Source organism: Methylobacterium sp. E-041, from assembly GCF_022829665.1.
Lineage (GTDB): Bacteria > Pseudomonadota > Alphaproteobacteria > Rhizobiales > Beijerinckiaceae > Methylobacterium.
This window is the reverse complement of record NZ_JAKSYQ010000262.1, coordinates 1-8984: the sequence shown is the minus strand read 5'-3', so window position 1 is coordinate 8984 and position 8984 is coordinate 1. Positions and strand designations below refer to the sequence as shown.

Genomic DNA, 8984 nt, shown 5'->3' with positions numbered 1-8984 from the left:
CGAGTGGGCCGGCGGCGCGGCACTCTCGCACCGCCTGCCGACCGCCGTGCCGCTGGCGATCAACGTCGGCTACGCCTATGGCGGCGACGGCGGCCACGGGGTGCGGGCCGGGCTCGGCGGCGAGTTCTGAGCGCGCCTCCCACCCGGCTCCCGCCGGGCGGAGGGGTTCAGGTTATTGCCCGTCCTGGCAGCCTTCTGTCCGTTCTGCCACATCCTGCACAATTACCCGGGGCACAAACAGCAGTGATGGCGGACGCTGTTTTGCAGGATGACGCTGGCCCCTGCTTCTAAGCGAACCCAGAGGCCTGGCTGGTTGTTTATCCGCGACGGCACTCCCCGTACGCTCGTCCTATGGAGATCCCATGCGCGCACTTCTTGCCGGCGCTGCTCTGTTCGTCCTCGCGGCGGCCGGCGCTTCGGCACAGCCCTATGACGATCGGCGCCCTCCGCCCCCGCCGGACGAGGACTTCGACAGGCCACCGCCTCACCGCTACCGGCCGCCCCCGCCGGACTTCGATGACGACAGGCCGCCGCCTCCGCCGCGTCGCCGGGGACCGCCTCCGCCGGATGACGATGACGGCGATGGCCCGCCCCCCCCGCCCCGGTCTCGCGCCTACTGAAGCCCGAGAACAGGCTCACCATCTGGTAGGCCTGTTCGCTTTTTGTGCCGGCTGTGGCGCAGGCGTAGCAGCCTTCGTAGAACTCTTCAGGTGCCTCCAAATGCTCACCCTCACCTCGATCGTGACCCGCAGCGTCCTCGCTGTAGCGACCGTGGGCGGCCTTGCGGTGCTGGCCGATGGCGCGGTGCGGTCTCAGCTCGAACAGGCTGTACGGGGCAATCTGAGCATCGTGGGGCGTGTCCCGGCGCCGATGCGGGTTGTACAAGTGGATGAACGCTACGTCACGAAGGGGCTGGATCGGAGCCGGCTTGGCGCGACCGTGCGGATGGTCGGTGTAGACGACGCACAGTAGGCGCATCATCCATCGTCAATCCAAGGCCTAAGCTCCGTCGCTCCGTTTGAGGTCGTAGGGCTACCGTAGGGGAGACTGGCCGATCCATGCGCGCCCGTTCCAAAGCTCGAACGCGCGGCCCTCAGCGATCCAACTCATAAGCGCGAGCGCGTCCTCATCGTTGGGGGCGTCGATGGTGACGATGCTCGATCGGTCATCATCGAGAGATAGGACGCCCCGGTAGGACGACCGCCACGCTACGCTTTTACCGGTCTCTGGACCCTCTGGATCGTTGGCCATGCTGGGCTCTTCGCTCAGGACGGGAGCAAAGGTAATTCGGCTCGGCGCTGAGTGGTTCGCTACGGCGCCGGCGAGGCCGCACCGTACCCCCCTAGGCGGTGCTGCTCTGCCGGCGCTCGGCCATCAGCCGGTCGCTGAGGGCAACCTGGCGGGACATGGTTAATAGATCGTTGCTTTGGCTGTAGCTACGGCGGGATCGAGACTATGGCCGGCCTGATGCCTGGCACCGCGGCGCTGAAGATCGTCGCCGATGACGAGACCGGCGAGTTGGAAAGCGCGACGATCCTCGTGCAGTTTGGCGAGGTGCCGGAGGATTTCGGCGCGAGCTTGCAAGGCGGATAAACGTAAAAAGCCCGCCTGCTCCGTAGAGAAGACGAGCTTTTGGGGGCGATGATTGAGGCCTAACTTGCGGTTAGATCAGTACCCGTAGCCGTAGGGGCTATAACCATAGCCATAGACCGGACGACGGTAGCCATATCCGTAGCCACCATAGGCTGCCGGAGCGTAGCCGCCGCTGTAATACCCATCGTCATAGCCGTAGCCGCCACCGTATCCACCGTAGAGGCCACCAGCCGCAAGGCCGAGCCCCACGCCAAGGCCAAGACCGCCGATGCCGTAGCCGTAACCGCGACCACCATACCCGCGACCGTAAAAGCCTCGGCCACCGCCGTAGCCGCCTCCAAACCCCGCGCCGCGGAAGCCCCCGCCGAAGCCACCGCGACCGAAACCACCGCCACGGCCGAAGCCGCCGCCACCGAAGCCGCCACCGCCACCACGAAATCCGCCGCCGCCGAAGCCGCGCGCATCAGCGCTGGCCGGCATAAACGCCAAGGCTGCCACCAGGGCAGTCGACGCGAGTGCAAGACGCTTCATCGAAATCATTTCCTGTCCGATCAATCTACAGCAGCAACGCAGCAAACTACCTCGCAGGTCCAATTTAGAAAAAGTCGGATTGTCGCGCTTTTGTGTCAAAATGTTGCAGTGCAATCACCGTAGTGAACCAAGCGCTTACTCTAGCCTTAATGCCACACCTTAATACCACACGATGATGTTAATCTTGGCAGTAGGCTACCGTGTGAACTCCCAGACCGGCACGCCCTCCGGCCGCCCTGGAACGTCACGGTAGTACGTCGTCATTCCGAACAAGATCCGGTTGCTCTCAATCGCGCGCACGCGCTCCCCGCTGAGCATCAGAGCCCCACAGTAGTCGACCCGGATCACGCCCGCGGCCGGATGCACACCGAAAAGGTCGAGCGTCGACCAATCGAGCGTAGCGGCCTCGTCGCCGAACTGGTCGAGGAATTCGATAGCGGCTTCGCGCACTTCTCCCCAGCGCGGTCCCTCAAGGCCATAGCAGGGCGCGGTGCCGGGCTTAAGCGCAGAGAAAGCGTCTCGCCAGGCCTGGGCGCCTGATCGAACGGGAGAGACTGCTAAGGAGGATGCCATGGGCTCACTGGTCGCTGGGCGGCCGGCGGGCATAGAGGGGCGGGTTAGGTGCCAGCAACACCATTTGATTGCTGACGGGGGTACCTCTTGGCGCTCGGCTCGGCACCGCCGTCCGATCTGGTCACAGGCTCGCTGCCCTCGAAAGCTTCAATCCGTCAGAACAGCGATGAGTGAGAAGGAGCTGGCGAGCGCGAAGGTGCCGGCGACGAGGGACGCGATCAACAACATGGGATGCCTCAAGCGCCAAACAGCGCCAGCCTCAACGTGCAACGCTACGCTCAGTTGCCTGCGCGCACGGGAGGGCTGCCTTGAAAGCCGATGCTGTTGAAGATTTCGATGCTTCACACGTGGGCGGACGGTTCGGCCCCGCTCCGATCTGCTCACGGAGCGGGGAACCCCCGGATCTCACCAGCGAGGCCGATACGCAACTTGACCCGGGTGTAGGATGCCGGCAGTTGGTTACAGGCCTGTCATCGCTGCGCGTGCCAGGACGTGCCACAACAGGGCGCTGAGCGGCCTCAGGCCGTCTCGGCGACCTTCTTACGTCCGCGGGCCTTCGGAGCCGCCTCGGGGGCCCTAGCGGCCTTCGGCTTGCCCTTGGCGGTCTTGGGCGCCTCAGAGACCGTCTCGTCCACTGCGGCGGCCTTGGGAGCTGCCTTGCGCCGCTGCTGGCCGAGGCCGAGAGACCGTGCCAGCTCGGACCGTTGAGCGGAGTAGCTTGCCGCGGTCGACGGGTAGTCCGACGGCAGGCCGTAGCGCGCGCGGTAGGTCTCCATCGTCAGGCCGGCCACGGTCAGGTGACGCTTCAGAGTCTTGTAGGGCTTACCGTCAAGGAACGAGATGATCGCGTCCGGCGTGACCGACTTCTTGATCTGGGCCGGCGTTGGTTTTTCGGGGCCGACGGGCTCGGCAGCCGCCCCATTGCTGAGACCGGACAAGGCCGCATGCACGCTGGCGATGACGTTGGGCAGCTCCGAGACCGGCACGCTGTTGTTCGACACGTAGGACGCGACGAGGTCGGCAGCGAGTTCCATAAGGTTGGTGGATTGAGCTTGGGCTTGTTCGTCCACGACGATCCCTTTCATAAAGAGGACCTATCGCTCTGCCGAACAAGGTGGATCGTCAAGGCATATCCGTGAACAGCACACTACGGAATGCTGCAAAACGGATGGAAATTTGTTGCTGTGCTTCGACATGAGGCTCAGCAGGCGCAGAGAAGCCCCGGAGCGCTGAGCGGCCGGGGCTTCGCACATAGCGTCCGAGCTTTGCGCTTGCGAGCTTTCGTCGCCGGCTCTCGATGCGATGCGGAACCAGCCCCCTCGATGGGACGCTCCAACTCACTCTTCCTCGAAACCATACCCACAGAGCATGCGTACAGGTCGCAGCAGGCTCGCGCGATCTTGCACGAGTTGCGCCTTGATCTGGAACGGAGATCGGCAGATTTCAGGCCGGTAGCGTACACACAGGACAACCTAAGTGACTGATAAGAACCAAGGGCAGAACCCAGAAACGCTCGCGCTGGCTAGCGACATCGTTGCTGCCTACGTGGCGAACAACTCCATTCCGGTCCCTGAGCTTCCGCGGCTGATCGGAAGCGTGCACGCGGCTCTGGCAGGTCTCTACAGCGGTTCTGGGGCTGCAAGCACCGACACCGTGGCTGAGAAGGCCGAGCAGCCGACGCCAGCCCAGATTAAAAAATCGGTGACGCCAGACGCGCTGATCAGCTTTGTCGATGGCAAGCGGTACAAGACGCTAAAGCGCCATCTGAGCAAGCACGGCCTCGATCCCTACAGCTACCGCGTCAAGTTTGGCCTGCCCTCTGACTACCCGATGGTGTCTCCCTCGTACTCCGAAGCCCGCTCTGCCCTTGCCAAGAACATCGGCCTCGGCCGGCCTGGCCGGGCGGCCGCCTGAGGGTCGATAGGAGCCCGCCGCGATCCAGCGGTGGGCTCCCTAGGCCTCAACCAGCCCCATAGCCACCCTTGGCGTTCCCGAAGCCGGTCGACGGCGGCACTCCATCGTAGCCGCCGCTCTCAGGCGCACGATCCGGCTTCGGATCGGGAAGCCCGGGCGAGGTTGGGCCGGCGCTGTCAGTCGGCGGCGGGGGTGCCTTCGAGGGATCGAGCGGATGGCCCGGCGGCAGGGTGCCGGCGGCCTCTGTCTTCGTTGCGTCGTCGCTTATATCGCCCTCGCTGATGCCCTGTCAGGCGAAGGCGTGCAGGTCGCATGAGTTCCGGTGGAGATGATTGATCTCTTCGACGCTGCCGGCTTGATCATATTCTAGAAGGATGGCGGAAGGTGCCGGCCGCGCCTCTCCCATGCGCAAGTAGGCCGCCGGCGCTCGGTCTTTTTATGCGCCTCCGAGACGGCGGGTTCACTAATGGCGGGCGTGATCCAGCAACGAATGTAGATCATACAGCTCGATCGACAATAGGTGCCGTCTCGGCACTTTGAGGAAGGTGCCGGCCGCGCCCGACAGGTTCAGCAGGCCGCCGGCTCTCGGTGTTCATCGTCACCGCCGAGTGGACGAGATCCCCCCATCATGAAAGGTGACCTGGGGTCGAATGTAGGCCTGATATCTCTGCGTATGGAAGAGGACTAAAACGCGTGCCGCTCCGCTACCCATCTTTCTGAGTCGTCACATTGAAGCTCGAAAAGACCCCAGCGGAACTCACAAGCCAGCCATGCCGGCCGTATTCTGCTTGAAAAGCTGTCCCGCCCGGATGCAACCGGCGGTCGTCTCGAACTTGCGGTGACGTAGCTGCTTCATGATCGCATGGCCTGGAGCGCCATTGGCGGCCGCGGAGGTCGCTAGACCTGATCGGAGGCTATGACCGGCGAAGGCTTCTGCCCGCTTCTCTGCCTGGCGTGTTCCGCCGAGCTTAGAGCGAACCGGGTCCGATCGTGTAGAGCGTGGCCATCACAGGCACTCGGCGCATGCAGCGAGCCGCGGAGACGAGCGCCGGTCTTAACCGGATCACATGGGAACCCACATATGACCGTTGACTTGTACGGTGTACGCCGTACAACGCATGCATGCCCAAGGAGGGTTTATCCCATGCTCGCTTTCCGTGATGACGTGTGCGCGCCCGCGCCTCGTTCGGAGCGTATGGAACAGCGTACGACGGTCGAGGCCAGGTCCCTGATCGAGCGCGCCGCGCGTTCGCTCGGCGTGAACACGTCTGAATTCGTCACCGTTACGGCCACGCGTGCGGCCCGCGACACGTTGCAGAGCTACGAGCGCACTGCGCTCAAGCCGGAGGCCCATCAGGCCTTCATGGCCGCCTTCGACGCGACCGAGCCCACGCCTGCACTCCTAGACCTGATGAGCCTCCACGCCGAAGTCGCTCACGTCGCATGATCGATCGCGCCCTTCTGGGGCGCCTGCGGATCGAGCCGCTCGACCGGGCCAAGCACAAGGCCGGCCGAGCGGCTTTTTCGTCCGGGGAGCCTCGGGTCGACAACTTCCTCAAGACGAACGCGGCAGGGCTCCAGGACCTGGAGACCACGCGATGCGTCTTGGCGTGCTTCCCTCCCGAGAACGGCGAACCGGCCGAGATCGTGGGTTTCTACGCCCTGAACGCGCACGGCATCGACACGTGCACCCTACCCGAGCCCCTTCGGAAGAAGGTCGGCCGGTACGACAACGTGCCGGCGGTCTACCTCTCGGTCGTGGGCGTGCACCAAGCCCACCAGGGCAAGGGAATCGGCAGCTTCCTAATGGCGAGCGCCTTCACGCGCTGCGCCGGCATCGCCGACCAGATCGGAGCCGCCTTCATCGTCCTCGACGCTTTGAACGAGGATGCGGCGCGCCTGTATCGCCGGCTCGGTTTCGCGGACCTCCCCGGACACGAGCCCCGCATGCTCATCGGCATGAAGGTGGTGCGCGCGGCCATCGCCCGGACAGCTCCGCCGGCCGCGCAAAGCGCATAGCGAACCACCCGCAGCGGTCAGGACGGCGACATGTCGGATGGGCCCAGCCCTGCGGAGCGCACCGGGCAGTCAGTCCCTCGGCGACATCACTACATCCCGCAGATGGTGCAGCGGCGCTTCGCCGGGTCGGACGGGCAACTGTGGTCGTTCGACAAGCGCCACCCTGAGAGAGGCGTGGAGCGCAGGCCCATCAAGCGCCTGTTCCAGGTCCGGCATCTCTACACGATCCGCCGACGCGACGGCACGCGCGACACCACGACGGAGACGCGCCTGTCGGCGATCGAGAGCCGCGCTGGGCCGGTTCTGGAGCGCGTCATCAAGGACGCACGAGCGGGCCGCTTGACCACCTTCAGCCAGGCCGACCAGCGCGCCCTTGTCGACCTGCTCATCGCGCAGCATCGACGCTCACCAGACCTTCACCGCGGGGTGCTGATCCGCCGGAGCGTGGACAGCATCATCGCGGACGGCATGGCTCAATGGGAGGCGCTGCACGGGTCCCCGTCCGCCGAGGAGCGCGCCTTCCTCGCCAGTCCTAAATTCATCGAGCGGGCGCGCCGAGACGCGATGGCGGAAGGCGCGGCCAGCCCCCTCGAAACGGCGACGCCCGCCATGCTTCAGCGCGGCTTCGCGGTTGCCCGGATCACCGCCCCGCGCCGCGCCTTTATCCTCGGCAGCACCCCGTTCGCGAGGTTCATGGCCATGGGAACCCGGCGACAGGATCTTGGCGACCCAGGCGCGGAACTATGGATGCCGGTGGCTTGGGACGTGGCGATCTGTTCGGTTGGACGGGCGGGCTATAGCGCGTTCATCGACGCCGACGACCCGCGCATCCGGAAGATGAACAGAGCGGTGGTGGGGTCGAGCACCGTTTTCGCCTCAGCCAGCCGCGACCTGGTGGAGGCGTATGCCCGGACCGCCAAGCGCGGCCTTAGGATCAGAGGCGGCTGGGAAGAGCCCTGAATTACAACCCCAGTCTAGTGACTGAAATCTGGCGCTTGATACCGTCCGCAGCGGACGGGAGACAGCCGCTGTCATGGCCAACGGGATCGGATCTCAGTTTCGATGAGCGTATTGAGACAGCCACTAGCCTCCCTGCGGCTCGCGACCGCTATCCGATACTGGCACAGCGCACGGATCATCCTAGGGTATCAGATCCGCGACTGCGAATTTATGGAGCCGGTCGGCCACTTGCTGAGTATGACCGCAGAACTCAGCCTCAAGGCCTATCTCCTTGAGCGAGGCATGACCGATCAGGAGATGGGAAAACAAAGGATCCAGCACGACCTTGGCGCAATCCTGCGTCTTTGCATTCAGCAAGGTTTATATCTCGGGGAGCAGGAGGTCGAAATGATCCTCGTACTGCGAACAGCCCACTTGGAGCACTTCCACCGGTACGGCCCAAGAGCAATCGGCTACGCCATCGTACTGCCGAACGAACAGTTGGCCTTGCACCTCCTCGCGCGTGTCATCGACCTCATATCGGGCGACCCGAAGGATCTAAGACATCTGCACTAGAGACCGGAAGATCTAGATTGGCCTTGTACGGAACCGCCCACGGAGTCGGTGACGCTGATCCGTCTCAACCGGACGGCAGCGGCAGCTGAGGCCTACGCGCAGAGGATCAGCATGAGGCTCAGTGCCGGGCGTTCGTGCCAGTCGGCTGTCATCAACCGCTTGAGGCGTTCGAGGCGACGTATGAGTGCCTGCCTTTTGGAGGGCGTCAGATCGGCAAACGGCTCCAGACAGGCAGTCCTCAGTTTCCGGCCCAGTTCGGCGACATCTGCCTCGGCTCTCGCGACGAGGCAGAGGTCGCCGAACTGCGCAGGAACCTGAGGACTGCCTGTCTGGAGCCGTTTGCCGAGCTGACGCCCTCCAAAAGGCAGGCACTCATACGTCGCCTCGAAGGCCTCAAGCGGTTGATGACAGCCGACTGGCACGAACGCCCGGAACTGAGCCTCATGCTGATCCTCTGCGCGTAGGCCTCAGCTGCCGCGGCCGTCCGGTTGAGACGGATCAGCGTCACCGACTACGTGGGCGGGTCCGGACAAGGCCAATCTAGATCTGCCGGTGCGGCGCGTCCACCAGAATCGTCAAGTCGATCGAGGCCGTAATGCAGTGGGAAGCCCGATGAACCGCTGCGACTACGTCCACGCCGACACCGTGGCCGAGGCGGTCCAGGCCTTCGCCGCCGCGCCCGGGGCCCGCGTCATCGCGGGCGGCACCAACCTGATCGACCTGATGAAGTACGACGTCGAACGGCCCGGCCGCCTCGTCGACATCACCCGCCTGCCGCGCGGCGAGATCGTCGAGCACGACGGCGGCCTGCGGCTCGGCGCGCTGGCGACGAACGTGTT

12 protein-coding genes are annotated in these 8984 nt (G+C 64.6%); 9 read left to right on the top strand and 3 right to left on the bottom strand.

The window, feature by feature from the left end:
- Nucleotides 1–720: 720 nt before the first annotated feature.
- Both MKK70_RS23420 and MKK70_RS23415 read left to right on the top strand, forming a co-directional pair.
- Nucleotides 721–972, top strand: a complete 252-nt coding sequence (locus tag MKK70_RS23420; RefSeq protein ID WP_243950258.1) for a hypothetical protein — start codon at nt 721–723, stop codon at nt 970–972.
- A 483-nt stretch (nt 973–1455) separates the two neighbouring features.
- Nucleotides 1456–1593, top strand: a complete 138-nt coding sequence (locus tag MKK70_RS23415; protein WP_243950256.1) for a hypothetical protein — start codon at nt 1456–1458, stop codon at nt 1591–1593.
- A 75-nt stretch (nt 1594–1668) separates the two neighbouring features.
- Here the strand turns inward: MKK70_RS23415 and MKK70_RS23410 are convergent, their stop codons facing one another.
- From MKK70_RS23410 to MKK70_RS23400, 3 genes are all read right to left on the bottom strand, one after another.
- Complete coding sequence (locus MKK70_RS23410; RefSeq protein ID WP_409568318.1) at nt 1669–2238, bottom strand: hypothetical protein; 570 nt, start codon at nt 2236–2238, stop codon at nt 1669–1671.
- Nucleotides 2239–2319: 81 nt separating this feature from the next.
- The gene (locus MKK70_RS23405) at nt 2320–2574 is read right to left on the bottom strand and encodes a hypothetical protein (RefSeq protein ID WP_243950254.1); all 255 of its coding nucleotides are present in this window, start codon (nt 2572–2574) and stop codon (nt 2320–2322) included.
- 641 nt (nt 2575–3215) lie between these two features.
- A complete protein-coding gene (locus MKK70_RS23400; protein WP_409568319.1) occupies nt 3216–3767 on the bottom strand; it encodes a MucR family transcriptional regulator in 552 nt (183 codons plus the stop codon).
- 406 nt (nt 3768–4173) lie between these two features.
- On the opposite strand from MKK70_RS23400, the gene MKK70_RS23395 reads away from it, so the two are divergent.
- The 7 genes from MKK70_RS23395 to MKK70_RS23365 all read left to right on the top strand — a co-directional run.
- Nucleotides 4174–4611 (top strand): MucR family transcriptional regulator, encoded by a 438-nt coding sequence (locus MKK70_RS23395; protein ID WP_243950250.1) that lies wholly within the window; start codon nt 4174–4176, stop codon nt 4609–4611.
- A 1144-nt stretch (nt 4612–5755) separates the two neighbouring features.
- Entirely contained in the window at nt 5756–6058 is a 303-nt protein-coding gene (locus tag MKK70_RS23390; RefSeq protein WP_243932664.1) for a DUF1778 domain-containing protein, read from the top strand.
- Nucleotides 6055–6630: a GNAT family N-acetyltransferase gene (locus MKK70_RS23385; RefSeq protein ID WP_243932666.1), complete on the top strand. Its 576-nt coding sequence runs from the start codon at nt 6055–6057 to the stop codon at nt 6628–6630. The genes MKK70_RS23390 and MKK70_RS23385 overlap by 4 nt, the downstream gene beginning before the upstream one ends.
- Nucleotides 6631–6660: 30 nt before the next feature.
- Nucleotides 6661–7590 (top strand): DUF4238 domain-containing protein, encoded by a 930-nt coding sequence (locus MKK70_RS23380; RefSeq protein ID WP_243950248.1) that lies wholly within the window; start codon nt 6661–6663, stop codon nt 7588–7590.
- 228 nt (nt 7591–7818) lie between these two features.
- A complete protein-coding gene (locus MKK70_RS23375) occupies nt 7819–8145 on the top strand; it encodes a hypothetical protein (protein WP_243950246.1) in 327 nt (108 codons plus the stop codon).
- 134 nt (nt 8146–8279) lie between these two features.
- Nucleotides 8280–8609, top strand: coding sequence for a hypothetical protein (locus MKK70_RS23370; RefSeq protein ID WP_243950244.1), 330 nt, complete (start codon nt 8280–8282; stop codon nt 8607–8609).
- Nucleotides 8610–8757: 148 nt separating this feature from the next.
- Nucleotides 8758–8984 (top strand): FAD binding domain-containing protein (locus MKK70_RS23365; protein WP_243950242.1); only part of this gene is annotated, 227 nt, incomplete at its 3' end.